This window comes from Pseudomonas trivialis, assembly GCF_001439805.1.
Taxonomy (GTDB): Bacteria; Pseudomonadota; Gammaproteobacteria; order Pseudomonadales; family Pseudomonadaceae; genus Aquipseudomonas; species Aquipseudomonas trivialis.
This window is the reverse complement of the sequence record NZ_JYLK01000010.1, coordinates 72,973-98,104: the sequence shown is the minus strand read 5'-3', so window position 1 is coordinate 98,104 and position 25,132 is coordinate 72,973. Positions and strand designations below refer to the sequence as shown.

24 protein-coding genes and 1 pseudogene are annotated in these 25,132 nt (G+C 63.4%); 21 read left to right on the top strand and 4 right to left on the bottom strand.

Going from position 1 to position 25,132, the window contains the following annotated elements:
• The first annotated feature begins 8 nt into the window (after window positions 1-8).
• On the top strand, window positions 9-1,331 hold the full coding sequence (locus TU79_RS15835) for an alginate export family protein (protein ID WP_057008847.1): 1,323 nt from the start codon (window positions 9-11) through the stop codon (window positions 1,329-1,331).
• 8 nt (window positions 1,332-1,339) lie between these two features.
• On the opposite strand, the gene TU79_RS15830 is transcribed toward TU79_RS15835, so the two are convergent.
• On the bottom strand, window positions 1,340-2,104 hold the full coding sequence (locus tag TU79_RS15830; protein WP_057008846.1) for an IclR family transcriptional regulator: 765 nt from the start codon (window positions 2,102-2,104) through the stop codon (window positions 1,340-1,342).
• A gap of 216 nt (window positions 2,105-2,320) precedes the next feature.
• Here TU79_RS15830 and TU79_RS15825 point away from each other — a divergent pair, with 216 nt between their 5' ends.
• The 9 genes from TU79_RS15825 to TU79_RS15785 all read left to right on the top strand — a co-directional run bounded on the left by TU79_RS15825 (window position 2,321) and on the right by TU79_RS15785 (window position 11,791).
• Window positions 2,321-3,862, top strand: coding sequence for an acetolactate synthase large subunit (locus TU79_RS15825; RefSeq protein WP_057008845.1), 1,542 nt, complete (start codon window positions 2,321-2,323; stop codon window positions 3,860-3,862).
• 11 nt (window positions 3,863-3,873) lie between these two features.
• On the top strand, window positions 3,874-5,364 hold the full coding sequence (locus tag TU79_RS15820) for an aldehyde dehydrogenase family protein (protein WP_057008844.1): 1,491 nt from the start codon (window positions 3,874-3,876) through the stop codon (window positions 5,362-5,364).
• Between the two features lie 27 nt (window positions 5,365-5,391).
• Complete coding sequence (locus TU79_RS15815) at window positions 5,392-6,186, top strand: SDR family NAD(P)-dependent oxidoreductase (RefSeq protein WP_057008843.1); 795 nt, start codon at window positions 5,392-5,394, stop codon at window positions 6,184-6,186.
• 12 nt (window positions 6,187-6,198) lie between these two features.
• Window positions 6,199-7,239, top strand: a complete 1,041-nt coding sequence (locus TU79_RS15810; RefSeq protein WP_057008842.1) for a VPS10 domain-containing protein — start codon at window positions 6,199-6,201, stop codon at window positions 7,237-7,239.
• 11 nt (window positions 7,240-7,250) lie between these two features.
• A complete protein-coding gene (locus tag TU79_RS15805) occupies window positions 7,251-7,709 on the top strand; it encodes a VOC family protein (RefSeq protein WP_057008841.1) in 459 nt (152 codons plus the stop codon).
• Between the two features lie 15 nt (window positions 7,710-7,724).
• Entirely contained in the window at window positions 7,725-8,327 is a 603-nt protein-coding gene (locus TU79_RS15800; protein WP_057008840.1) for an amino acid synthesis family protein, read from the top strand.
• A 61-nt stretch (window positions 8,328-8,388) separates the two neighbouring features.
• A complete protein-coding gene (locus TU79_RS15795; RefSeq protein WP_057008839.1) occupies window positions 8,389-9,996 on the top strand; it encodes a bifunctional 3-(3-hydroxy-phenyl)propionate/3-hydroxycinnamic acid hydroxylase in 1,608 nt (535 codons plus the stop codon).
• Window positions 9,993-10,799 carry a 2-keto-4-pentenoate hydratase gene (locus TU79_RS15790; protein ID WP_057008838.1) on the top strand — a complete coding sequence of 269 codons (807 nt, stop codon included), beginning with the start codon at window positions 9,993-9,995 and terminating at the stop codon, window positions 10,797-10,799. The genes TU79_RS15795 and TU79_RS15790 overlap by 4 nt, the downstream gene beginning before the upstream one ends.
• Window positions 10,800-10,849: 50 nt before the next feature.
• Entirely contained in the window at window positions 10,850-11,791 is a 942-nt protein-coding gene (locus TU79_RS15785; RefSeq protein ID WP_057008837.1) for a helix-turn-helix domain-containing protein, read from the top strand.
• 171 nt (window positions 11,792-11,962) lie between these two features.
• Here TU79_RS15785 and TU79_RS15780 read toward each other — a convergent pair whose 3' ends face one another.
• Window positions 11,963-12,871, bottom strand: a complete 909-nt coding sequence (locus tag TU79_RS15780) for an ABC transporter six-transmembrane domain-containing protein (protein WP_057008836.1) — start codon at window positions 12,869-12,871, stop codon at window positions 11,963-11,965.
• 117 nt (window positions 12,872-12,988) lie between these two features.
• On the bottom strand, window positions 12,989-13,816 hold the full coding sequence (locus TU79_RS15775; protein ID WP_057008835.1) for an AraC family transcriptional regulator: 828 nt from the start codon (window positions 13,814-13,816) through the stop codon (window positions 12,989-12,991).
• A gap of 182 nt (window positions 13,817-13,998) precedes the next feature.
• Between TU79_RS15775 and TU79_RS15770 the strand changes: the two genes are divergently transcribed.
• The 4 genes from TU79_RS15770 (at window position 13,999) to TU79_RS15755 (ending at window position 18,167) form a co-directional block, all read left to right on the top strand.
• Complete coding sequence (locus TU79_RS15770; protein WP_057008834.1) at window positions 13,999-15,138, top strand: ornithine cyclodeaminase family protein; 1,140 nt, start codon at window positions 13,999-14,001, stop codon at window positions 15,136-15,138.
• Between the two features lie 33 nt (window positions 15,139-15,171).
• Window positions 15,172-15,594: a RidA family protein gene (locus TU79_RS15765; protein WP_057008833.1), complete on the top strand. Its 423-nt coding sequence runs from the start codon at window positions 15,172-15,174 to the stop codon at window positions 15,592-15,594.
• Between the two features lie 58 nt (window positions 15,595-15,652).
• Complete coding sequence (locus TU79_RS15760; RefSeq protein ID WP_057008832.1) at window positions 15,653-16,945, top strand: NAD(P)/FAD-dependent oxidoreductase; 1,293 nt, start codon at window positions 15,653-15,655, stop codon at window positions 16,943-16,945.
• 379 nt (window positions 16,946-17,324) lie between these two features.
• Complete coding sequence (locus tag TU79_RS15755; protein WP_057008831.1) at window positions 17,325-18,167, top strand: alpha/beta fold hydrolase; 843 nt, start codon at window positions 17,325-17,327, stop codon at window positions 18,165-18,167.
• Here the strand turns inward: TU79_RS15755 and TU79_RS15750 are convergent.
• On the bottom strand, window positions 18,164-18,610 hold the full coding sequence (locus TU79_RS15750) for a thiol-disulfide oxidoreductase DCC family protein (protein ID WP_057008830.1): 447 nt from the start codon (window positions 18,608-18,610) through the stop codon (window positions 18,164-18,166). The two genes, TU79_RS15755 and TU79_RS15750, sit on opposite strands and share 4 nt — an antisense overlap.
• A gap of 153 nt (window positions 18,611-18,763) precedes the next feature.
• Here TU79_RS15750 and TU79_RS26970 point away from each other — a divergent pair.
• The 7 genes and pseudogenes from TU79_RS26970 to TU79_RS15720 form a co-directional block, all read left to right on the top strand.
• Window positions 18,764-19,540: pseudogene (locus TU79_RS26970) on the top strand (PAS domain-containing protein); the annotation flags it as partial.
• A 99-nt stretch (window positions 19,541-19,639) separates the two neighbouring features.
• Complete coding sequence (locus TU79_RS26965) at window positions 19,640-20,077, top strand: methyl-accepting chemotaxis protein (protein WP_373460625.1); 438 nt, start codon at window positions 19,640-19,642, stop codon at window positions 20,075-20,077.
• Between the two features lie 98 nt (window positions 20,078-20,175).
• The gene (locus tag TU79_RS15740) at window positions 20,176-21,723 is read left to right on the top strand and encodes a histidine kinase famiy protein (RefSeq protein ID WP_082638521.1); all 1,548 of its coding nucleotides are present in this window, start codon (window positions 20,176-20,178) and stop codon (window positions 21,721-21,723) included.
• Between the two features lie 266 nt (window positions 21,724-21,989).
• Complete coding sequence (locus TU79_RS15735; protein WP_057008828.1) at window positions 21,990-22,658, top strand: GntR family transcriptional regulator; 669 nt, start codon at window positions 21,990-21,992, stop codon at window positions 22,656-22,658.
• A gap of 76 nt (window positions 22,659-22,734) precedes the next feature.
• Entirely contained in the window at window positions 22,735-23,544 is an 810-nt protein-coding gene (locus TU79_RS15730; RefSeq protein WP_057008827.1) for an ABC transporter substrate-binding protein, read from the top strand.
• A 12-nt stretch (window positions 23,545-23,556) separates the two neighbouring features.
• Window positions 23,557-24,333: an amino acid ABC transporter permease gene (locus TU79_RS15725; RefSeq protein WP_003236553.1), complete on the top strand. Its 777-nt coding sequence runs from the start codon at window positions 23,557-23,559 to the stop codon at window positions 24,331-24,333.
• A 2-nt stretch (window positions 24,334-24,335) separates the two neighbouring features.
• Entirely contained in the window at window positions 24,336-25,115 is a 780-nt protein-coding gene (locus TU79_RS15720; protein WP_057008826.1) for an amino acid ABC transporter ATP-binding protein, read from the top strand.
• Window positions 25,116-25,132: the final 17 nt, after the last annotated feature.

Below are 25,132 nucleotides of genomic sequence, written 5' to 3'. Positions count from 1 at the left end.
CTTCGACCATGCGTCATTCATCCGCTTCATTTCTCTGCGGCACGCTCGCCTGTGGCTTGACGCTCTGCGCCATCAGCCAGGCCCAGGCCTATGAGCTGTACAGCGACGACAGCCGGCACCTGAATGCCGACATGACCGCCGTGTTCGGCCTGTTCAACAGCCGCAAGAACTACGACGGCAGGCCGGGTGGGTCGAGCTGGCGCGAAGGCTATATCAAATATGGCCTGAGCGGCGACCAGGCGCTGGCCGGCAACGGCACCGCCTACGGCGCCTTCGCGCTGGTCAGCTCGGCGACCTGGGGCGAGGGCGACCCGGCCGGCAATACCCTGGGCTCCGAGCGCACCACCAGGATCGAAGACGCTTACCTGGGCTGGCGCTCCGGCGATCTGTTCCCGGCTCTGGGCAAGGACGGCGTGGACCTTTCCGGCGGGCGCCAGGTGGTCAAGCTTGGCAGTGGTTTTCTGGTCAACGACGACGGGCCCAACCTGGGCAAGGGCCCGGCCAATGGCAGCATGAACCGTGGCGGTGCGTATTACCTGGCCGCGCGGCATGCCTTCGATCAGACCGCGTTGCTGCGCCTGGGCGGCAAGGATGGCCTGCATGGCAGCCTGTTGTGGCTCAAGTCCGACAACCGCGCCCAGGCAGAAACCGAAGTGGCCGCCGGCACCCTTGATTACACCGCCAAACCCGGCACCCTGGGCCTGACCTGGGTGCACGGCATCGATGTGAACGAGCGCTGGGCCACTGATCTGCAGCGCCAGCGCAAGGGCATGAATGTGTACAGCGTGCGCGGCGAAGGCGATGCCGGCCTGCCCAACGTCAGCCTGGCGTTCGAATACGCCTGGCAGGACAAGGACAGCGGCCCCGAAAAAGCCTGGTACGGCGAAGCCGGCTATACCTTTGCCGACGTCGCCTGGACGCCGAAGGTCAGCTACCGCTACACGCGCTACTCGCAGAAATGGGATTCGCTGTTCACCGGCGTGAGCGGTGGCTACGGCACCTGGCTGCAGGGTGAAGTCGCCGGCAACTACACGGGGCCGTTCAACAGCAACACCAGCATCCAGCATGTGGCCCTCAAGGCCACGCCCCTGGAAAACCTGACCCTGGGCGCGCTGTACTTCGACTTCGACACCGTACGCAAAAGCAACGCGCTGAACCTCGATGCGCGCGAGCTGGATGTGTATGCCGAATGGGCCGTCAACCCGCACCTGATCATCACGCCGCTGATCGGCCTCTATAAGCCCAAGCAGGACGCCACTACCGGCGGCAATCAGGTCGGGGGCAACGGCACCAACGTGTACAGCCAGTTGACTGTGGCCGTGCCGTTCTGACGAATGGCTCAGGCGTCGGCCGGGCCTAACGGCGGCGGGTTGCGCAGGTTGTCGGCAATGCGTCGCGTGGTGTCCATCACCATTTCAATCACGGTCTCCTGACGCAGCAGCTTGAAGCTCTGGGTGCTGCCCACGGCCGAGAGGCTGCCGATCACCTCGTCGATATCCGGCTGGATGATCGGCGCGGCGATGCCGGTCAGGCCCAGGTTGAGTTCATCGTGGGTCATGCAGTAGCCGTCCTTGCGGATCTTTTTCGTGGCCTTGGCAAAGCTCGCCCAGTCGTAGGGGCTGTCCGGGTCGCCAGCCAGGTGTTCTTCGAACAGGCGTTGCAGGCGGCGGCCTTTCTGGAAGGCGATCAGCACCTTGGATTGCGCACCGCGAAAAAACGGCAGCGGGTGCCCACGGCCGAAGGAGAAGTGATAGGTGTCGGTGGGTTCGGCAATGTAGGTGTTGATGATGCGTCCGTCGTAGAAAACGCTGGCGAACACGGCCAGGCCGGTCTGCGCTGACAGCTCATGCATCAGTTCGCGCCCCGCCAGAAGGATGGGGTCGTACTGGCGCATCATCCAGTCCAGCTCGATCACGCGCGGCCCCAGGCCGTAGTGGCCGGCGTCCACGCGGGTCAGCAGGCCGGCCTCGCACAATTCCTTGACGTAGCGATACGCGGTGGCGCGCGACAGGCCCATGCGTTCGGCAATCGTGTCCGGGTCGATCTTCAACGTCGCCGGACCGAACAGGTCCAGCACACTCAGCAATTTACTCAGGCTGCTCATTTCGTTCCTAGAGAAGGGATGGCTCGCGGGTAAGCACTATAGGCGAAAACGCCAGGGATCCAAGGTGAGGCTCCATGATCATTTCAGTTGCCATCATACGGATTTAATTGGGTGTAAATCTCAATATAAGAGATTAATAGTAAAAATAACTTGTTTGGTGTGTTTTTGTGTGTGATAAATCTCACCAAAGAAAACGCTCAAGCGAGAGGGCTGACAATGAATGGCGCGCAACTGATAGTGAATGCGGCAGCGGCAAGCGGTATTGAGTACTGCTTTGCCAACCCGGGCACCACCGAAATTCCGCTGGTGGCGGCCATGGCCAGTGCACCTGCCCTGAAGCCTGTGCTGTCGCTGTTCGAGGGGGTGTGCACCGGTGCCGCCGATGGCTATGGCCGCATCGCCGGCAAACCGGCGATGACCCTCACGCACCTGGGCCCGGGCTTTGCCAACGGCATTGCCAACCTGCACAACGCACGGCGCGCCAATACGCCCATCGTCAACGTGATCGGTGACCACGCGTCCTGGCACGTCAATTACGATCCGCCGCTGGCCAGCGACATCCAGGCCCTGGCCGGCACGGTGTCCAGCTGGGTGCGCACCTCGCGCACCGCCTCCGGAGTCGGCGAGGACCTGCAGGAAGCCATGCGCGCCGCCTGGCAAGCCAAGGGCCAGATCGCCAGCCTGATCCTGCCGATGGACCTGCAATCCAATCCAGTTAACCACCACGGCCAGTTCAGCCCGCTGCGTGCGCCAGTGCGGCGCTTTGCCGGCGACCGCATCGAAGCGGTGGCCCAGGCCCTGCGCGATGGCCAACGCCTGGTGTTCATCGTCGGCGACCAGGGCCTGTCGGTGGCCGGGCTGGAAGCGGCGGGGCGCCTGGCGCAACTGCCCGGCGTGCGCCTGTTCGCCGAAACCTTCCCGCGCCTGAGCTATCGCGGCGGCGGCTTGCCCGACCTGGACCGCCTGCCGTACTTCCCGGAAGTGGCCATCGAGATTCTCGAGCAGTACGACAAGGTGGTGTGCGCCGGTGTCGTGGAGCCCATCAGTTACTTCGGCTATGAAGGCATTCCGTCGCGGCTGGCCGAGCGTGAGCGTCTGCTGTCGCTGGCCGAGGTAGGCGATGACGTGGCCGGCGCGCTCACTGCGCTGGCCGACGCGCTGAACGCACCGGCCTATGTCCCCACGCCGCAGCACATCGAGCTGCCGCCGGGCGAAGCGGCGTTGAGCGCGCAATCGGTCGGGCAAGTGCTGGCTGCCGCGCTGCCCCACGACTGTATTGTCTCGGTGGAAGGCGGCACCTGCGGCTATCCGTTTTTCACCGCCTCAGCCGGCGCTGCCCGCCACCGCGTGTTGACCAATACCGGCGGCGCCATTGGCCAGGGCATTCCGGTGGGGTTCGGCGCTGCACTGGCCGAACGCGGTAACCGGGTGTTCTGCCTGCAATCGGACGGCAGCGCCCAGTACACCATCCAGACCCTGTGGAGCATCGCCCGCGAGCAACTGCCGGTGGTGATCCTGATCGCTGCCAACCACCGCTACGCGATCCTGCAGAACGAACTGCGCCGCTTCGGCATGACCGAACTCGACCCGCAGGCACTCAAGCTGACCGTGCTCGACAGCCCGCGCATCGACTGGAAGGCCCTGGCCACCGGCTACGGCGTGCCGTCCTGCACCGTGCACACCAATGCCGAACTGCAACGCGCGCTGGCCAACGCCGCCGCCGACGCCGGGCCTTGCCTGATCGAAATGGCGCTGTGAAGGAGCCGACCATGAACACGTTCCACTTGTTACCTGCCGTCCAGGCGTTCCTCGCCCAGCCCGGTCGCCTGTTCATCGGCGGCACCTGGCAGGACGCCGCCAGCGGTCGTCGCTTTGCCGTGGAAAACCCGGCCACCGAGCAGACCCTCACCGAAGTCGCCCAAGGCGATGAGCGTGATGTGAACGCGGCGGTCGCGGCCGCACGCGCTGCCTTTACCGGCACCTGGGCCTTGCAGTCACCGGCGCGGCGCGGCCTGTTGCTGTTGCACCTGGCCGACCTGCTGGACCAGCACCGCGAGGAACTGGCGCAGCTGATCACCCTGGAAAACGGCAAGCCCATCGCCAACGCGCGAGGTGAAGCGGCCAGCGCGGCGAACATCATTCGCTACTTCGCCGGCTGGCCGACCAAGATCGAAGGCAGCACGCTGCCCGTTTCGCCGGCCAGTGGCGCGCCGATGCTCAATTACACCCTGCGCGAGCCGGTGGGCGTGTGTGCGCTGATCGTGCCGTGGAACTTCCCGCTGACCATGTGCGTATGGAAGCTCGGCCCGGCGCTGGCCACCGGCTGCGTGGCAATACTCAAGCCCGCCGAGCAGACGCCGCTGGTGGCGATCCGTCTGGTGCAGTTGATCGAGGCCGCAGGTTTTCCGGCGGGCGTGGTCAACCTGATCACCGGCCTGGGCGCCGACACCGGCGCGCCGCTGGCGCAGCACCCGGACGTGGACAAGATCGCCTTCACCGGCTCCACCCAGGTCGGTCGGCTGATCGCCCAGGCGGCCACCGGCAACATGAAGAAGGTTTCGCTGGAGCTGGGCGGCAAGTCGCCGAACATCATCCTGCCCGACGCCGATATCGTGCGCGCCGCCAAGGGTGCCGCCGACGGCATTTTCTACAACCAGGGCCAGGTGTGCACCGCCGGTTCACGCCTGTATGTGCACGCCAGCGTGCTCGACCAGGTGCTTGAAGAACTGCAACGCCATGCCGCCGCCCATGTATTGGGCAACGGCCTGGACCCGGCCAACAGCATGGGCCCGCTGGTGTCCGGCCGGCAGTTGAGCACGGTCAAGGGCTACCTGCAGCGCGGCCAGGCAGAGGGCGCCGAGCTGATTTGCGGTGGTGGCCGTCCCGAGCACCTGGAACACGGCCACTTCATTGAACCCAGCATCTTCCTCGACCGCGCCGAGCGGGCCTGCGTGGCCCGCGAAGAAATCTTCGGCCCGGTGCTGACGGTGATGAGCTGGAGCGAAATCGACGAGCTGGTGCTGCGCGCCAACGATTCGCCCTATGGCCTCGCCGCCGGCCTGTGGACCCGCGACCTGCGTTCGGCGCACCGCGTGGCCGCGCAGCTCAAGGCCGGCTCGGTGTGGATCAATTGCTGGAACGTGGTCGATCCGGCCTCGCCGTTCGGCGGCTACAAGCAATCCGGCTGGGGCCGGGAGATGGGCAAGCACGTGATCGACGCCTACACCGAGACCAAAAGCGTCTTTGTCGATCTGGCCTGAAACGCATAATCACAAGAGGAAATGGCAATGGATCTGGAATTGAAAGGCCGCGTGGCAATCGTCACCGGCGGCGGCATGGGCATCGGCAAGGAAGTCGCGCGGTTTTTGTCCGAAGAAGGCTGCAAGGTGGTGATCTGCGCGCGGCGCATGGCGTTCCTGCAACTGGCTGCCGAAGAGATCACTGCACAGACCGGCAATGAAGTGCTGCCGCTGTTCTGTGACACCAATGACATGAAGGCCGTGTCCGAGATGGTCGATGCTGCGTACAAGCATTTCGGCCGTATCGACATCCTCGTCAATGGTGCCGCCGCGCCCTCGGGCGTGGTGCGCAATGACATCGAACACGCGGGCGACGATGAGTTGCTGTCGGACCTCAACACCAAGGTGATCGGCTACTTCCGTTGCGCCAAGGCCGTGACCCCGCACATGAAGGCGGCAGGCTTCGGTCGCATCATCAACATCGGCGGGCTCACCGGGCGCAGCAGCAAGGTGCTGTCGGGCATGCGCAACCTGGCAATTGCCCACATGACCAAAACCCTGTCCGACCAGCTCGGCCCTTCGGGCATCACGGTCAACCTGATTCACCCTGGCGTGGTGGATACCCCGCATATTCAGGAGCTGTACGAGCGCGAAGCGGTCAAGCAAGGCAAGACCGCGGAACAGGTTGAACAGGCCTACATCGACGCGACACCGATTCGCCGCACCCTGGCACCGATTGAAATGGGCTGGCTGATCGGCTTCCTGGCGTCTCCCAAGGCAGGCGCGGTGACCGGTGAATCCATCGGCATCGACGGTGGTTTGACCCGTGGCATCTATATCTGAGGAGTATCAGAGATGAGTAACGGCACCCTTTTAGTCGCCACCGTCGGCCAGGCGGTGATCCGCAGCGCCGACGATGGCAAGACCTGGCACCGTCTGGGCCTGGGGCAGGACCTGGAATTCGATGCAATTACCCGCTCGTTGAGCGTGCACCCCGGCACGCCCGAAGTGATCTACGCCGGCACCGATATTGGCTTGTGTGTCAGCCATGACACCGGCGGGCGCTGGCAGCAGGTCGATTCACCGTTCAATGGCCAGACCGTGTGGAAAGTGGCGGTGGACCCGCAGGACGCCCAGCGGATTTTCGTCGGCACCGGTGCGCCCTCGCGCGCCGTGCTGTGGCGCACCCTGGACGGCGGCGCGAGCTGGGACCGCGCGCCGGTGGAGATTCCGGAGTTCTGCGACGGCGTCAGTCGCCCGCGCCTGCTGGCCTTCGCCTATGACTCCACCGACCGCAACCAGGTGTGGTTCGGCCTGGAGGAGGGCGGCCTGTTCCACTCCCGCGACGGCGGCGACAGCTGGACCCGCGTCGATGATCGCCTGCTGTGGGACTTCAACTCGGACATCCACAACATCGTGGTGCTGCCCAATCATGGCCACAAGGTCATCGTGGTGGTGTGCGTCAACGCGGTGTACCGCAGCGTCGATGAAGGCCTGACCTGGACCGGCATCGTCGGTCGCGAAGCGTTCGGCCTGTACTACCTGCGCGCCATGAACGCGCCGCCGGGCAGCGAGGACACGCTGTACCTGAGCATTTCCGACGGCACCCCAGGCACCACCAGCAAGGTGCTGATCTCCCGCGATGCCGCCGTCAGTTGGGAAGTGTTGCCGCTGCCGCAGCAACCCAATTCCTGCGTCTGGGCGATTGCCTTCAACCCGGCCAACCCGCGCCAGATCGTGGCGGGCACCAAGTACGGGCACTTGTTCACGTCCGACAACGGCGGTGACGGCTGGCAGAAGCACTGGCGCGAGTTCAGCGAGATCGCCGATGTGCTGTGGACGCCTGCCGTGGCGCAGATCAAGGCCGGGCATCTATCCATCGTCAAGAAGAACTGAGGTTACCGGTGATGAAAGTCAAAATCCTTCGGACCCACTTATCGCTATTTGTGAGTGATCCTGATGTGTCGGCACGCTGGTACGCCGACATCCTGGGCATGCATGAAAGTGCCCGGGGCGAAAGCTGGGTCATGATGGCGTTTGGCACCAAGCATCACGACATCGCCTTGATTCGTGCAGAGCCCGGCGCCCACCAGGGCGGGCTGGGCCTGCAACACTACGGATTGGAAATCGACGGTGACATGACCACCTTGCGCCAGCTCTACGGCATGTTGCTGGAGAAGGGGGTGGAGGTGGTGAAAATTACCGATCATGAAATCGGCAACGGTCTGTATTTCAACGACCCCGATGACAATCGCATGGAATTCTTTCTCGAGACCGAGCATGACGATGCGTGCGGCAAGGCCCGCTTCAAGGCCGCCGGTGCGCCGAGTCGCAATATCACGCTTGACCCCCTTGACCCGATTTGAACCGAGGTTCACCTGATGAAAACCGCAAATTTCGCCAGCTATCACATCCGCAAATGGTACAGCTTCGTCGAAGAAACCCTGGCCAATGAAACCGGCCAGTTGGCCGATGGCGAACCGGTGTTCAAATACGCCGTGGCCGCCGTGATCGCCAACCCGTATGCCGGCCGCTACAGTGAAGACCTTTCGCAATTGATCGAGCCGTCGCCGTTGCTGGGTGAAGAGTTTGGCCGGCGCATCCAGGCCCTGGCCGGTTCCCGCAAGATTGAAAGCTACGGCAAGGCGATCCTGGTCGGCAGCGCCGGCGAGTACGAGCACGGCAACGCGTTTCTGACCAACCCGGCCGCCGATCCGATCCGCGTCGCTCTGGGCGGCGGCAAGTCGTGGGTGCCGTCCACCGGCAAGCGCGGCGGCCCGGGCTCGACCATCGACGTGCCGCTGGCGCACAAGGACGCGCTGTACGTGCGTTCGCACTACGACAGTTTTTCCATCACGTTCGGCGACGGACCTTCGCCGGATGAACTGGTGGTGATCTGGGCCTTCGCCACCCGTGGGCGTCTGCATGCACGGCTGGGCGGCCTGCGCGCCGAAGACGTCAAGGGCGTTGACGGGCTGCACTGATAACGGCGCGGGCGTGAGCGCTGGCGGACCTCAACCACAACAAGAACAGCGGTGAATAGCGATGAAGCAGGAGAAGACCCAGGTTGTCATCGTCGGCGGTGGCCCCAACGGGATCACGGCCGCGCATTACATGGGGGTGTACGGCATCGACTGCGTGGTCCTCGAACTGGCCGACGGCATCCTGCCGTATCCCCGCGCCGTGGGCATGGACGACGAGGCGTTGCGCGTATTGCAGGGCATCGGCATGGCCGACCTGGCGGTGCGCGACATGATCTGCGACGTGCCGCTGCGCTATTACAACGCGCGCGGCGTGTGCTTTGCCGAGGTCAAGCCGAGTACCGCGCATTACGGCTGGCCGATGCGCAACATCTTCATGCAGCAGTTGCTCGAAGGCACCCTGCGTGAACACCTGGGCCGGCACGCCGGCGTCGAGCTGCGCCAGGGCCACGAGCTGCTTGAGCTGGCTCAGGACGGGGAGGGCGTGACCCTGCGGGTGCGCGGTGCCGACGGCGAGGTTTATGCGTTGCAGGCCGACTACGTGATCGGTGCCGACGGCGGGCGCTCCACGGTGCGCAAACAACTGGGCATCGAGCTGCTCGGGCTGACCCACCCGCGCAAATGGGTGGTGGTCGACACCGCCAACGACACCCTCGATGCGCCGTTCACCGCACTGCATGCCGACCCGCAGCGGCCTTTCGTGTGCATCTACCTGCCTTACCAGCAGCGACGCTGGGAATTCATGCTGATGGAGGGCGAGGACGAGGCGAAGATGTGCGAAGAGGCGACCATTCGCCGGCTGATCCACGGGCACATCGGCGATGCGGTCAACGACCTCGATATCATCCGTATTCGTGCCTACACCCACCACTCGCGAGTCGCGGCGCGCTTTGTCGAAGGCCGCGTGGCGCTGGTCGGCGATGCGGCGCATATCTCTCCGCCCTGGGCCGGGCAGGGCCTCAACTCCGGCCTGCGCGACGTGGCCAACGTGGCGTGGAAACTCGCGGCGATCATCCAGGGCCGCGCGGCCCCGTCGATCCTTGGCAGTTACGATCAGGAGCGCCGTGGCCACGCGACCGAACTGGTGGCCCTGGCCGACAACATGGGCGCCGTCCTCGGCTTGACCAACCCGCTGATGGCCGGGGTGCGCGACTGGCTGTTCCAGGCAGTCAACAGCGTCGACAACCTGCGTTCGCACTTGCTGGAGTTCAAGTTCAAACCCAAGGCCACCATCACCAAAGGCCTGGTCCACCACGAGCGCGCCGAGTTGCGCGAGGACGACCTGGTCGGCCAGTTGTTTATCCAGCCGTCCATCGAAGATGCCCAGGGCCAGCGCCGACGCCTCGACGAAATGCTCGGCGATGGCTATGCGGTGCTAGGGTATCGGGTGAACCCGCGTGAACACGTGAGCGCTGCCATGGCCGAGTATTGGACCGGGTGGGGCACGCGTTTCATTCAGGTCAATCGTTCGCGCAGCGGTGTGGGACGCAACCAGCCATTGACCGCCAGCGACGCCCTGAGTGTGGAGGACGTGGATAACCGTCTGGGTGAATGGTTCTCCAGGGTGCGTGATTGCATCGTGGTGGTGCGTCCGGACCGTTTTGTCGCCGCCATCACCACGCCTGAGCGACTCGACGGCGTATTGCGCAAACTGGCGGAGCAACTGTCATGAGCGGCGTTAACGAGGTGCTCGCGCACTTGCAGCAGGCCGCGCGTGTTGTGCAGGCAATTGCGCCGTTACCGGCCGAGGCGCTCGACAAGCAGCAAGGCTACGCGTTGCTGCGCCAGGGCCTGGCACAACGCAGGGCAGGCGGCGAGCGCCTGAGCGGCTGGAAAGTGGCATTTGCCGGCCGCGCCGCGCAGGCGCGCTTTGGCCTCGATGAACCGGTGTATGGCGCGCTTACCCAGGTCATGGCGGTGGCGCCGGGCAGTGCGGTGGCGTGCGGGCGGCTGATCCAGCCCAAGCTGGAGGTGGAACTGGCCCTGGTGTTCGGGCAGACGCTGGCGCCGGGTGACTACAGCGACGCGCAGATTCTGGCGGCGATTGCCGAGGTGGCGCCAGCGTTCGAGATCGCCGACTGCCGCTGGCAAGGCTGGCAGTTCGGGCTTGGTGCGTTTCTGGCCGATAACGCCGCCGCGGGCCTTTACTGTGTGGGCGCGCGCGTGCCGTTCGACGCGACGCGGCATGCCTGCGTGGCCTATCGGCTGGAGCAGGGGGGCGTGTTGCTGGGCAGCGGCGATACCCAGGCGCGGGAGGACAGCCCGCTGTTCAACCTGTGCTGGCTGGTGCGGCGCCTGTTGGCCGACGGTCATCCGGTGGAGGCCGGGCAGGTGGTGTTGTCCGGCGCGTTACTGGCGCCGCTGGCGATAGAACCGGGAGCGTATCGTTTGCACATGCTTGGCACGGAACTGGCTTTGGATTTCCACGCCGGCATCGCGCCTGCGCCAACGTCCGCTGCCGTCATGGATGACTGAGCCCCGCTTCAGGCCAAGAACAATAAAAAGGCCGCCGAGGAATGACATGTATGTTCGCCCAAGTGCGCACTTTCAATGACTCCCAACAGCACGCCGGCTCGATCCAGGGCTGGCAGCAGGTCTACGACCAGCTCGGTCGCGGCTGCCTGAACAGCGAGCTGCGCCAGCTGTCCGGGGATCGTTTTCAGATTTTCCAGGAGGTTCTGGACAAGCGCGTCGTGCAGCATGGCCGCTCGCCCAAGGGCCGCCTGTGTGCGGCGATGTCGCTGGGCAGCCCGCCGGTGGTGCAGGGGCAGCAGGTAAGCGCGCAGAGCGTGGTGCTGTTGCGCGATGCCGAGGAGTTCGTGCTGCATGCCCCCCAGGGCACGCATTTTTTTTCGCTCAACGTCGATGCGGTGCGCTTTGCCAAACTGGCGGCGTTCGAGTTGTCCGCCGAGCAGCTCAGGCGATTGACCAGCGTGTCGGCGCTCAGCGTGGATGAAGCGTTACTGCTGCGCATTCGTCAGCGCATCCACCCACTGTTTCGTCACTTTCTGGAACATGCGCACGCCATCAGCCCGGCCTCGGAGAAGATGCTGGAAGATGAAATGCTCGGGGCGTTTCTTGATCTGTTCAGCCACGCCGGCGATGAAGTGCGCGGCCGACGCGGCAATTTCGCGGTCAGCGCGTACCTGGTCCGGCGCAGCCAGGAGTTAATCATCGCCAGCGGCGATACGCCGTTGAGCATTCTGGATCTGTGCGAGCAACTGCGCGTGAGCCGCCGCACCCTGCAGAACAGTTTCCAGGCGGTCACCGACATGCGCCCGGTCGAGTACCTGCGCAACCTGCGCCTCAACGCAGTGCGGCGGCAGTTGATCGCGACCTCCGCGAGCGAGAAGAACGTCGGCGAGATTGCCGTGACCATGGGCTTTTTTCACCTGAGCCACTTCGCCACGCATTATCGCGAGCTGTTTGGCGAGTCGCCCTCGGAAACGCGCCGTGCCTCGAGCTGAGGTGTTGCCCGGCCATCGGTACCGATCTGATGCACCGCAGTCCAAATGTGGGAGGGGGCTTGCTCCCGATAGCGGGGTGTCAGCCAGAGAAATTCACCTCACCCACCGCTATCGGGAGCAAGCCCCCTCCCACATTTGGATCGGATTCGGCTTGAGTTATTGGTCAGGCGCTCAAGCCAGTCCCGGGTCCACGCGCTTGCCGATGTCCTTGAGGCGCGCCAGTTGGTCGATCATCGACGGCGCCTCATCCAGGCAACTGACGAAGGTCCACAGGTAGGTCATCACCGCGTAGATATGCCCGGCCTTTACCGCAGGCGCCAGCGCCAGTTGGCTGATGGCGACCACGAACAGCAGCGCCGAGACCACGCCGATACACAGGAAGGCCACGGCTTCACGGTCCGACAGCCGAATGCGCAGGCGCGAAAGCACATGGTAGTGACGGTGCAGGGTGTGCTCACCCACGGCTTCGACCAGGCCGATTTCCTTTTCCAGGCGATTGTTCAGGCGCTCGTGCAAACGCTGGTTGCGGCGGGCAAAACCGGGCATGACGGTGAGGCACAGCAGTAACGCCACCAGGCACGCCAGGCCGACCCACGGCTCGATCACCAACAGCATGCCCGCCGCGCCGATGATCGAGACCAGCGCGGTGGCGATAATCGGTACATGCTTTTCGAAGAAATCCACGAAGTCCCGCGCCAGCACCACCCGCGCTGCGGCCTTTGAGGTGCTGTGGCGTTGCAGGCGCTGGTTGAGAATCACCGGCACGGCAAGGTCTGCATAGATGCGCGTAAAGGTGCGCGTGTCCAGTGCCCGGCGCGCCGCGCCCACCACCCAAAACCCGAGCACCACGCCGGCATATAGCAACGCACTGGCGGCATCGCCACGGATGATCGAGTCCACCGCAAAGCCGGCGAACAGCGGGTAGGCCAACAGCAATGCGTTCTCCAGCGCGACCAGCGACAAGGTGGCGAACAACTTGCCGGGGTAGGCCCGGGCAATGGCCTTGAGGGTTTGGCTGGCGGATTGCCGGGCGAGTTTTTCACTGGCTACGATCAGGATCGGCGGTGTGACGGAGGGCATGGGGCACCTGTAGAGCGCATCGGGTATTCCAACGGGTGCCGATGATGCGCGGCAAGCGTGCAGGGTCCGTGAAGGAATTATGGAGAACGCGTGGAGGCCGCAGAGAAAGTGAGGGGGTCAGGCGAAACGGATGCGCTCGTTGTAGGCGCTCTGCAGCATTTTGCGCTGGTACTCGCAGGGCGTGGTGCTGACGAGCTTCTTGAAGTCGCGCAGGAAGTGCGACTGATCGGAAAAGCCCAGGTCCAGCGCCAGGTCCGAGAACGACACGTCGCGCTGGTTGTTCAACGTGTCCAGGGCGGCCTGGCAGCGGATGATGCGGAAGAACGTCTTGGGCGACACGCCGGTGTCCTGGCTGAACTGGCGATGAATCGTACGGCTGGTGTAGCCACTGAGGTCTTCCAGGTGCTGGATGCGCAGGTCGCCACGATGGGCCAGCGCCTGCTGGATAACGATGGCGGTCAGTTTCGAGGTGCGGCCCATCAGGCGCGGCCCCATATAGTCGTTGAACAGCTTGATCTGGTCCTGCAACAGCGGGGCGTTGACGATGTTCTCGAAGATGCTCTGGGCAAATGCCGACACTTGCAGCAGGTCCCATTCCTGTTCGGTCAGGTCCTCGGCCATGACATTGATGAAACCTGGAATGACCCCCGGCGCAAAGCGTACGCCAAAGTAATGATGGCCCTGCAGCAGTTCGACCCGCTGGGCTTGCAGCGGCGTGCCGCAGATCTTCACGCTGGGGCGCGTGGCATCGCAATCGAACACGATGTCCACGCAGCCATCCGGCACCGCCAGCAGGTCGGCCGAGTGGGCGACGTCGAAGGCATAGAAATGCGAAATCGCCGGGTGTTCGCAGGGCACTACCGCATACCGCGATGAGTTGAGTACGAACCAGGGCTGTTCGTAAGCGGTGTGCTGCCGCAGGGGCGGTGAACACGGGTTGAGCATGACCGAACCTTCAAAGGGTGATATGCGTGAAATTCAGCATTTTTCGCGCCAACTCTGAAGGGGCGTTCGGAACGCGATGTCCGAAATTTACAATACCGCCCTCACACGCACGCCGATACTCGACCTCGATAGCGTGGGAGCAGCGCCTACCGCAGCGGTATCTCTTTGAGTCGAGAATAATAATGGCCACTAGTGCAAAAATAGATTTCATCTACTTGTCCGAGCAGGACATGATCCGCGCCGGCGTGACCGACATGCTCGCCTGTGTGAATACCATGGAGGAAATGTTCGGCCTTCTGTACAGCGGCGACTACCGCATGGCCGGGCCGAACAACGATTCCCATGGTGCGATGGTGATTTTCCCGAAGGATTCGCCGTTCCCCAACATGCCCAAACCCACCGCCGACCGCCGCATGATGGCGATGCCGGCCTATCTGGGCGGCAACTTCTGCACCGCAGGCGTGAAATGGTACGGCTCCAACATCGCCAACCGCGAGAAAGGCCTGCCACGCTCGATCCTGATGTTCACCCTCAATGACCCTGACACCGGCGCCCCTTTGGCGCACATGTCCGCCAACCTGTTGTCGGCGTATCGCACCGGTGCGATCCCCGGCGTCGGCGCGCGCCACCTGGCCCGCAAGGACTCCAAAGTGGTCGGCCTGCTCGGCCCGGGCGTGATGGGCAAGACCACGCTCGCCGCGTTCATCGCCGTGTGCCCGCATATCGACACGTTGAAGATCAAGGGTCGTGGCGAAAAAAGCCTGAATGATTTTATGGGTTGGGTGAGGGACACCTACCCGCAGATCACCACGATCACAGTGGTCGACAGCCTTGAAGAGGTGGTCCGTGATTCCGACCTTGTTACTTATTGTAGCTCCGGTGAGACAGGCGACCCCTCGAACTACCCAATCGTGAGGCGCGAGTGGGTCAAGCCGGGATGCTTCATGGCGATGCCCGCCTCCTGCGCGCTGGACGAGGGCATGGAACGCGCCGACGTGCGCAAGGTGCTGGACAATACCGGCCTTTACGAAGCCTGGTTCGATGAGCTGCCCAAGCCTGCGCACCACTGCGTGCCGGTGATTGGCGTGCGGTTCATGGACATGATCGCCGAAGGCACGATGCAGCGCGAAGAGCTGGAAGACATCGGCAAGATCGTCGCCGGCGATGCCCAGGGCCGCCGCAACGATGACGAGATCATCATCATGTCGGTCGGCGGCATGCCGGTCGAAGACGTGGCGTGGGGCACGGTGGTGTACCGCAATGCGATCAAACAGGGCATCGGCGTGAAGCTGAACCTGTGGGAAACCCCGGAGCTGCGCTGAGCCACTTCTTATCCAACTGAAGAGACCTTCGACATGACCAAGATCATCAAACTCAAGACCGGTTCGCCGTTTGAAGACCAGGCCAGCTATTCACGCCTGGTGGTGGTGGACAACTGGATCTACGTCTCCAATACCGCCGGCCGCAATCCGCAGACCAAACTGATCCCCGAAGACGTTCTGGAGCAGACGCACCAGGTGTTTGCCAACATCGAGTCGGCCTTGAAGGCAGTCGATGCCAGCCTGGCCGATGTGGTGTGCTCGCGGGTGTTCATCCAGGACCCCACGGACGTACCGGCGGTGATGGGGCTGATCGGCGAGAAGTTTCGCGGCGTCGACCCGGCCAGTACGGTGACCTGCCCGCCGCTGGGCTCGACGGTCTACAAGGTGGAACTGGAGGTGACGGCTTACCGCAACGCCTCTAAAGCCCAGGTCGAAGTGATTCGCCTGGCGCAGTAATCCGTGACGCGGCCGTGCATTCGCGCGGCCGACCTTTATTGTTTTGCGAGTCTTGATCATGGCCCCGACTATTGCGCCCGTGAACACGTCCACCGAATTCCCCTCCGCGACCGGCGTTGTCATCATCGGCGGCGGGATCATTGGCTTGACCGCCGCACTGGCACTGGCTGAGCGCAATATTGCGGTGGTGGTCCTGGAAAAGGGCCGTATCGCCGGCGAGCAGTCCTCGCGCAACCTGGGCTGGGTACGCAAGACCAGCCGTCACGCCCATGACATCCCGCTGGCCCTGGCCGCCGACCGCCTGTGGGCGCAAATGCCTGGACGGGTCGGCGCGGATGTCGGTTATCGCCAGGAAGGCATCATGTTCGTCGCCCGCAACGAAGCGCAGATGGCGATGCATGAAGGCTGGCTCAAGTCGGTCGAACACCTTTCCCTGGACTCGCAGTTGCTCAGTCATCGCGAAATCGCGCAGCGCGTGCCGGGTGGCCAGGGCGAGTGGGCCGGCGGGATCTACACCGCGTCCGACGCCCGCGCCGAACCGACCCTGGCCAGCAGCGCGATCGCCAGGGCGGCCATGGCCCTGGGCGTCGTGATCATCGAGCAGTGCGCGGTACGCACGCTGCAGATGTCGGCCGGCAAGGTGAGCGGCGTGGTCACGGAAAAAGGCGAAATCCGCTGCGACCAGGTGTTGCTCGCCGGTGGCATGTGGTCGCGGCGCTTTTTGGGCAACCTCGGCGTGTCATTGCCGACCCTGGCCCTGACGTGCTCGGTGCTGCGCACCCACCCGATGCAAGGCCCCACCGAAATCGCCGTGGGCGCGCCGGACTTTTCGTTTCGCAAACACAAGGACGGCGGCTTTATCATCACCCAGCGCGGCAAGCTGGATGCGTTCCTGACCCTCGACCACCTGCTGCTGGCCCGGCAATACATGCCCCAATTTCGTGCGCAGCGCAGCGTGTTGAACGTGTCGTTGGGCAAATACTTCTTTAACGACCTGGCCCTGTCGCGACGCTGGTCGGCCGACAGCATCAGCCCATTCGAACGCGTACGCACCCAGGACCCGGCCGCCAACCCACGCCTGAACAACGACGCGATGAACAACCTCAAAGCCGCCTGGCCGGTGTTCGAACAAGCCCGAATCGCCCAGGCCTGGGCCGGCACCATCGACGTCACCCCGGACTCCAACCCGGTCATCGGCCCCGTCGAAAAAATCCCCGGCCTCACCGTCGCCACCGGCTTCTCCGGCCACGGCTTCGGCACCTCACCGGCCGCCGGCCAACTGGCCGCGGACCTCATCAGCGGCCACCCCCCCATCATCGACCCAAGCCCATACCGCTTCGACCGTTTCTAACCAATCCAGCCGTTGATCTGGCTCTTGATCTGGCTCTTGATCTTGATTTTGATCTCAGGCGCCCCGTCAACCACGCTGGCCGCACGCAGGCTTGAATCTGTGGGTAACCCGGCAGGACGCCGGGTTAGCCGCGCTGGGCCATGGATGGCCCATTGCGGCGGCCCACGGATTCAAGCCTGCGTGCGGGCACACCGAGCCTGAGCGAGGTGCCGAGTGGTGGGGCAAGAGCCTTTTGGTTACTTTTGGGCTCTTTCCAAAAGTGACCCGCCGTAAGGGCGGAACCAATCCAAGCCGTCACTCCAGAAACGGATATGTACACCGTCAACCCGCTATTGCAGGCAAGCCAGCTCCCACATTAAACCCACGGCGGACCCACCCAATGCCCCCAACCAGCAGCTTCTTCACCAACCGCACCGGCCTCAACCTGCACGTCCTGCGCTGGGGCCACCCAAACGGCACGCCCCTGGTCCTGCTCCACGGCCTGCGCGCCTACGCACAAACCTGGGAATCACTGGTCAAGGCGCTCGGCCCCACCTACTGCGTCTACGCCCTGGACCAGCGCGGTCGCGGCCTGAGCGACTGGGCACCGCCCACCAGCTACCACACGCAGTCCTACGTGGACGACCTGCAGGACTTCGTCGCCCACGCAGGCCTGCAGCGCTTCATCCTGCTGGGCCACTCCCTGGGCGGCGCCAACGCCCTCGAATACGCCCGACAAAACCCCGGCCGCCTGACGGGCCTGATCATCGAAGACATCGGCCCCGGCTCCTCAAGCCAGGGTGACGGCGCCGCGCGCATCCGCCGCGAGATGAACCAGACCCCGCTGCAATTCGCCAACTGGGACGCCGCCCGCGCGTTCTGGCAGACCTCACGCCCTGGCCTGTCGGCGCAGGGCCTGGCCTCCCGGTTGGCACACTCGATGAAAGAAAGCGCCGGCGTGATCACTTGGCGCCACGATCAGCAAGGCATTGCCGAGGCACGCCTGAGTATCGAGCCCACCGACCTGTGGCCGGCGGTGCGCGCCCTGGATTGCCCGACGCTGTTCATTCGCGGCGCGCGCTCGGATTTCCTGCCGGCAGCCACGCTGCAAGCCATGCGCGACAGCAACGCGCTGGTGCGCACCGCCGAAGTCGCGGACGCCAGCCATTATGTGCACGACGATCAGGCCGAGACGTTCAACCAGCTGGTCATCGCGTTCCTTGATGGCCTGTTGGACGTCTAGGTCTTTTTTTCCGCTCTGGTCGCCCGGCTGCCAGGAACGGCGCAGCCCTGCGCGCCACAGCGAGCGCTGCCGTCAGGGTGCGGCAGCCAGGCCAGGTGCGGGCGCCAGCGGCAGAACAGGCGATAGCCGATGTTGAGCAGCGGCCGGGCCAGCCGCCATGACAACGGTGCCGCCCAGACACCCAGGCCGGCTGCCCGCCAGCTCCAGAGCGTTGCGTCCAGGCCGGTGACCCAGGTTCCATCGTCGAACCTGGCGTGCAGCGATGAGGCCATGTCCGCCGCAGTGAACCCCAGGGGCGTCGCGTCGAACGTCTCGGCGCTGATGTCCACGAACAGCAGGCGGTCCGGCGTGGCATGGGCGCTGAGCAGCTTGATCTCGCGCGCGCAGAGTGGGCAGTCGCCATCAAAGTAAAGCGTCAAAGGCCATTGGGCTTTCTTGTACAATGCTATTTACCGTGTATAAGTTATTGGCCACGATAGGCGCAAAGAATCGCAGTTGCAACGGGCGCCGACATTCCATCAGCCGCTTTGCGCGGGGCCTCAATAAGCGCTTGACCTTGCCGATAGCATGGGTATGACCCAAGAGGCGCTGCCCCCATGTTCAACTCCAAAATCAAGCAACAGCTCAATGTCCAGGCTGCGGAGCTTACGCAGTTGCGTCAATTACGCGATGGCCTGGACCGCGAAATGCTCACGTTGAGTATCGATCCGACGTTTAAAATCACCGCCTGCAACGACAACTTTGCCCATGCCCTGGGCTATACGCCGGAGCAGCTTCTGGGGCGGGCGATGGCCGATATCGTTCCGCAGTACGTCTCCAGGCTGCCGTGCTACCAGCACTTTCGTGCCGCCGTTGCCGCCGGCAAGTCGATCACGGACGAGTACCGCTACCTGCATGCGGACGGCTCGCTGGTGTGGATTCATGCCCATTGGCAGCCCATCACCGATACCAGTGGCAGTTTGAGCCATGTCACTTGCTACGCGACCAACATCACTTCCCGCCTGGAAAAAGCTTCGGAAAACACCTCTTTCATCGATGCCTTGCTGCGCTCGACGGCGGTGATCGAGTTTGATCTTTCCGGGCATGTCCTCATGGCCAACGAACAGTTCCTCAAGGCGATGGGCTACAACCTGGCTCAGGCCAAAGGCAGTCATCACCGTATTTTCTGCAAGCCGCAAGACGCTGCGTCGCAGCAGTACAAGGATTTCTGGGCCACCTTGAACAAGGGCGAGTTTGTCGGCGGCCGCTTTGAGCGTATCGACAGTCGCGGCCAGACGGTATGGCTGGAAGCGACCTACAACCCGGTGTATGACACCGAGGGCACGCTGTGCAAGGTGGTGAAGTTCGCCACGGTGGTCACCGACCAGGTGGCCCGCGAACAACAGGTCAGCGAAGCGGCCCAGACCGCCTTTGAAATCTCCCGACAGACCGATGTGACGGCCCAGCGCGGCGCCGTGGTGGTCAATGACACGATGCACACCATGCGCAAGGTCTCGGTGGACATGCAGGCGGCGTCCGGTGGCGTCGAAGCCTTGGGCAAGCAGTCGCTGTTGATCAGTTCGATCATCCAGACCATCAGCAGCATCGCCCAGCAAACCAACCTGCTGGCGTTGAACGCGGCCATCGAAGCGGCGCGCGCGGGCGAGCAGGGTCGAGGCTTTGCCGTGGTGGCCGATGAGGTTCGCCAATTGGCCGGACGCACCAGCACGGCGACTGAGGAGATCGCCTCGGTGGTGTTGCAGAACCAGAAACTGGTGGATGAAACGGTCGCCGAGATGGCCAACAGCAAGTCCCAGGCCGAGCAGGGGCTGGAGCTGGCCACGCAGGCGGGCCAGGTGATTGTCGAGATTCAGGACGGCGCCAAGCGGGTGGTGGATGCCGTGGGCAGGTTTGCCACGCAGGTGGGCTAGCGGTCGAGCGACCAGGCACAGGGTCGCACTCCGCGGCGTTTTCATGGTCCATGGAACACGCACCACTGCCCCGGAGGTGAACCTTGGCAAGAAAGAACATGCCTGTGGTCGACAGTGTCGCGGTGGCGACGCTGTCCTCCCACCGCAAAAATCTCTTCCTGGCGGCCATGGAAGCCAGCCACAGCGCGATGATCGTGACCGACCCCGCGCAACCCGACAATCCGATCATCTTCGCCAACCAGGCCTTCGTGAACCTGACTGGCTTTGAACAGGACGAAATCATCGGACGCAACTGCAGGTTCCTGCAGGGCCCCGAAACCGACCAGAGCACCCTTGCGCACGCGCAGCGGGCGATCGAGCGCCACCATGAAGTCTGTGTGGAAGTGCTCAATTACCGTAAGGATGGCTCGACGTTCTGGAATGAAATTTTCATCGCGCCGCTGTTCAACGAAGCCGGGCAACTGGTGTACTTCTTTGCGTCACAGCTGGACGTGAGCCGCCGCCACGATGCCGAGCAGCGCCTGCGTGGCGCCCAGGACATGGAAGCGCTGGGACAACTGACCGGCGGCATCGCCCACGATTTCAACAACCTGTTGCAGGTGATGGTCGGCTATCTCGACTTGATCCAGCAGAGCGCGAAGCGCCCCGACGGCGACCTGCAACGCATCTTCAAGAGCGCCGGTCGTGCCAGGGCAGCGGCTGAAAAAGCACAGACATTGACGCAACAATTGCTGGCGTTTTCGCGCAAACAGCGGCTCGACAGTCGCGTGATCAATCTGAACTGCCTGCTCACCCGGCCCGATTTCATGCGGCGTGCCGTGAGTGATGCCAATGTGCAGATGGACCTCGCGCCGAACCTGTGGAACTGCCGCATCGACCCTGCCCAGGCAGAGCTGGCAGTGCAGCACCTGTTATCGAACGCACAGGATGCGCTGGAGGGGTGCGTCGATCCGACAATCACGATAACGACCTGCAACGTTGAGTCGCCTGAAAACGGGGTACCCGAGGGCCAATACGTCAGCCTCTCGGTGACCGACAATGGCAACGGCATAGAGCCGGGCATACAGGAAAAAATCATCGAGCCGTTCTTTACCACCAAGGAGGAGGGCAAGGGCTCGGGACTGGGGCTGTCGATGGTGTACGGGTTCGTCAAGCAATCGGGCGGGGCTGCGCGGATCCGCTCATCCCCGGGCGCCGGAACGACGATACGGCTCTACTTCCCAGCCGACGACAGCCAGCCCTGGGTCGAACAGCCGCCGTCTGACACCACCTCGTTGCGAGGCAGCGAGCACATCCTGATCGTGGAGGACCGACCCGAAGTGGCCGAGCTGGTCCAAGTGATACTGACTGACTACGGTTACCGGACCGCGACCGCGACCCATGCCGAGCAGGCGTTGGCGATGCTGGAGAACGCCCGCTACGACCTGGTGTTCAGTGACCTGATCATGCCGGGCGCCATGAACGGCGCGGCACTGGCCCGTGAGGTTGCCCGGCTGTACCCGCATACCCGCGTATTGCTCACCACGGGCTACGCGAAAGACTCGCTGGAGCGCGCGGATATACAAGTGCATGAGTTCGAGCTGTTGCCCAAACCCTATCAGCCGCAGGACCTGCCGAGGAAAATCCGCACGATGCTGGATAATTAGCGTGCAGTGGAGGGGCCATATCATGTTCGGTATGGCGGCACGCCTTATGCCCTTCTATGGACACCTGCTACTTCCTTGCACAGAAACAGACCGTCGCTGTGCGATTTTGGTAGCACATCGCTTTTTATTCTCGCTGCATTGATCCGGCGTATAAAGCAAAAATCGAAATCGAATCAGTCAGTTAACCCTGCAACAGGCGTATTGGCACGCCCCATGCTTTATTGCATCCATGGATAATTGGATACAAAAATACAAAGAGGCTGCAAATGCAATTTGTCCCCGCTTACGTTGACCGCCAGCCTCTCACTGCCGAAGAGGAGGCTTACAACTTCCTCCTCGATGCCATCTGCGGCGGTCGTTTGCGCAAGGGCGATCGCCTGATTGCCGAGGATATCGCCGGCGAGATCGGCATGAGCCGCATGCCGGTGCGCGAAGCGTTCCGCCGCCTGGATGCCCAGGGCCTGGTAACGCTGCGGCCCAATCGCGGCGCCATCGTCAGCGGTCTGGACCTCAATGAGCTGCACGAGGTGTTCGAGATGCGCAGCGCACTGGAAGGCCTGGCGGTGCGCGTCGCGGTCGGCCGCATCGGCGAGCGCCAGATGGCGGCTCTGGAGCGGCTGCTGGACGAGATGGATGACTACCGTGACGAGAGCGCCGCGTGGGTCCGTCGCCACCGCGCCTTTCACGAGTACCTGTGCGGGCTCAGCGGCCGGCCGCGCTTGATGAAGCAGATTTCGGCGTTGTATTCGCTGGTGGAGGCGCCCATGCGCTTGTGGCTGCAGCACAGCGAAAAACCCCTCAGCGCGCGCCAGGAACACGCGGTGATCCTCGACGCGATTCGCGCCGGTGACGCCGCCCGCGCCGAAGCCGTGGTGCGCGAACACATCGAAAGCACCGTGCCGCTGCTGATTCAATTTCTGCAACTGGAAAAATAAGAGAGGCGGGTCCGAACCCGTCCAGGTTTAGACGTTGATTCCTGCCCCGTTATTCAACGAAGTGGAGTGTCTGGTCATGCATAAACAACACCGCGCCTTGCTGGTGGCTGTAACCCTGGGTCTCTGCACACAATGGGCCTGCGCCGCAGTCCAGGTGCCTGAGCGCCTGAAGAGCGTCGACAAACTCACCTACTGCTCGGGGATGGATTCACCGCCCCTGGTGTCCTTCGACGAATCCCAGAAACCGCGCGGGCTCACCGTCGACCTGGGCCTGGAAATCGCCAAGCGCCTGGGCAATAAAACCGTGCAATGGCGGGTCATTCCGTTTTCCGGCCTGGTGCCGGCGCTGCTAGCCCGGCAGTGCGACATGATCGTTGACCAACTGTTCGACAAACCCGAGCGCCGCCAGGTGATCGATATCGTCAACTACATGTATTCCAGCCAGTCGGTGGTGGTACCCAAGGGCAATCCCAAGGGCATCAAGACCCTGGATGACCTGTCCACGCACAAGGTGGCGGTGCTCAACGGCTCCACCATCAAGACCCTGCTCGACACCCAGAACGAAAGCCTCGCCAAGGCCGGCAAGCCACCGATGAAACTGGTGGTCTACAACACCGACACCGATGCCTTCCAGGCGCTGCGCATCAGCCAGGTCGACGCCTATGGCACCACCGTGGAAACCGCCGGTTACTACGCGGCGATGGCCCCGGAGCTGTTTCAGGAAGGGGTGCCTGCCTTCAGCCGCATCCTCACCGGCCTGGGCATGCGCAAGGACGACCCGCAACTGACCGCCGCCGTGCAGCAGATCATCAGCGACATGCGCAGCGATGGCAGCTATGTGCAATTGCTCAACAAATGGCATGTCAGCAGCGACACACTCGACTGAGGTTCCACCACGATGAATTTCAATTGGGATGTGTTCTGGCAATACCTGCTGCAGCCCAGTGGGGTCTACCTCACCGGGCTGTGGCTGACGTGCCTGATCAGCGTGCTGGCGATGCTGCTCGGCTGCGCGCTGGGCCTGGCGGCAGCGCTGTTGCGCCTGTCGAAGAACCCGCTGCTGCACCTGCCGGTACGCCTTTACGTGTGGCTGATGCGCGGCACGCCATTGCTGGTGCAGATCGTGTTTCTGTACACCGCACTGGCCGCGGGCGGGATCTTCCGCTTCGAGGACATCGAGCTGTTCGGGCTGATCATCCCCGGCAATATCCAGGCGGCGATCATCGCCCTGGGGCTGAATGAAGGCGCGTACATGGCCGAAATCATCCGCGCCGGCATCGGCGCGGTGGACAAGGGCCAGTACGAAGCCGGGCGTTCCCTGGGCATGGGGTTCGGCAAGCTGATGCGGCGCATCGTGCTGCCCCAGGCGTTTCGAGTGATCGTGCCGCCGCTGGGCAACGAGTTCAATGTGATGCTCAAGAACACCACGCTGGTCAGTGTGATCGGCGTGCAGGAGCTGTTGCTCAGCACGCAGATGGTGACCTCGGCGACGTTTCGCGTCTTCGAGTTGTACCTGGTGGTCGCGATTTACTTCCTGACGTTGACCACCCTGTGGGGCTTTTTCCAACGCTGGCTCGAAAACCGTTTCGGCCAGTCCGATCGACCTTCGGCGCCACCTCCGGCCGCCAGCCGCATGTTCGGTCGCAGCACCCTGAAACTGCTGAGGGGACGTTAACCATGGCGCACCAAAGTGAAGAGCTGATCATTGACGCACAGGATATCCAGAAGTCGTTCGGCGAGTTGCAGATCCTCAAGGGCATCTCCCTGCAAGTGCGGCGCGGCGAAGTGGTGGTGCTGATCGGCGCCTCCGGCTCGGGCAAGACCACCTTTATTCGCTGCATCAACCTGCTTGAAGACATCCAGGGCGGGCGCATTCGCGTCAACGGCCGCGCCATGGGCTATCGCGAATGCGCCGATGGCAGCCTGGTGCGCGATTCGGAGCGCAACATCGCCCGCCAGCGCCGCGACATCGGCATGGTGTTCCAGCGCTTCAACCTATTCCCGCACATGACCGCATTGGAAAACATCATCGAAGCGCCGATCCAGGTGCTTGGCGTACCGCGTGCCCAGGCGCTGGAGCAGGCCCGGGGTTTGCTGGCGCGGGTCGGCCTGGCCGACAAGGCCAGCCACTATCCGTCGATGCTCTCCGGTGGCCAGCAGCAGCGGGTGGCGATTGCCCGTGCACTGGCGATGAAACCCCAGGCGATGCTGTTCGACGAACCCACCAGCGCCCTCGACCCGGAAACCGTCGGCGAGGTCCTGCAGGTGATGAAAGAGCTGGCCGAGGAGGGCATGACCATGGTGGTGGTCACCCACGAAATGGGCTTTGCCCGTGAAGTGGCCGACCGCGTGGTGGTGCTCGATCAGGGTGAATTGATCGAACAAGGGCCGCCGGAGCAGATTTTCAGCCACCCCAGCCATCCGCGGACCCGGGCGTTTCTCAGCCGCGTGTTATGACCTTTTTTGAAGAGCCT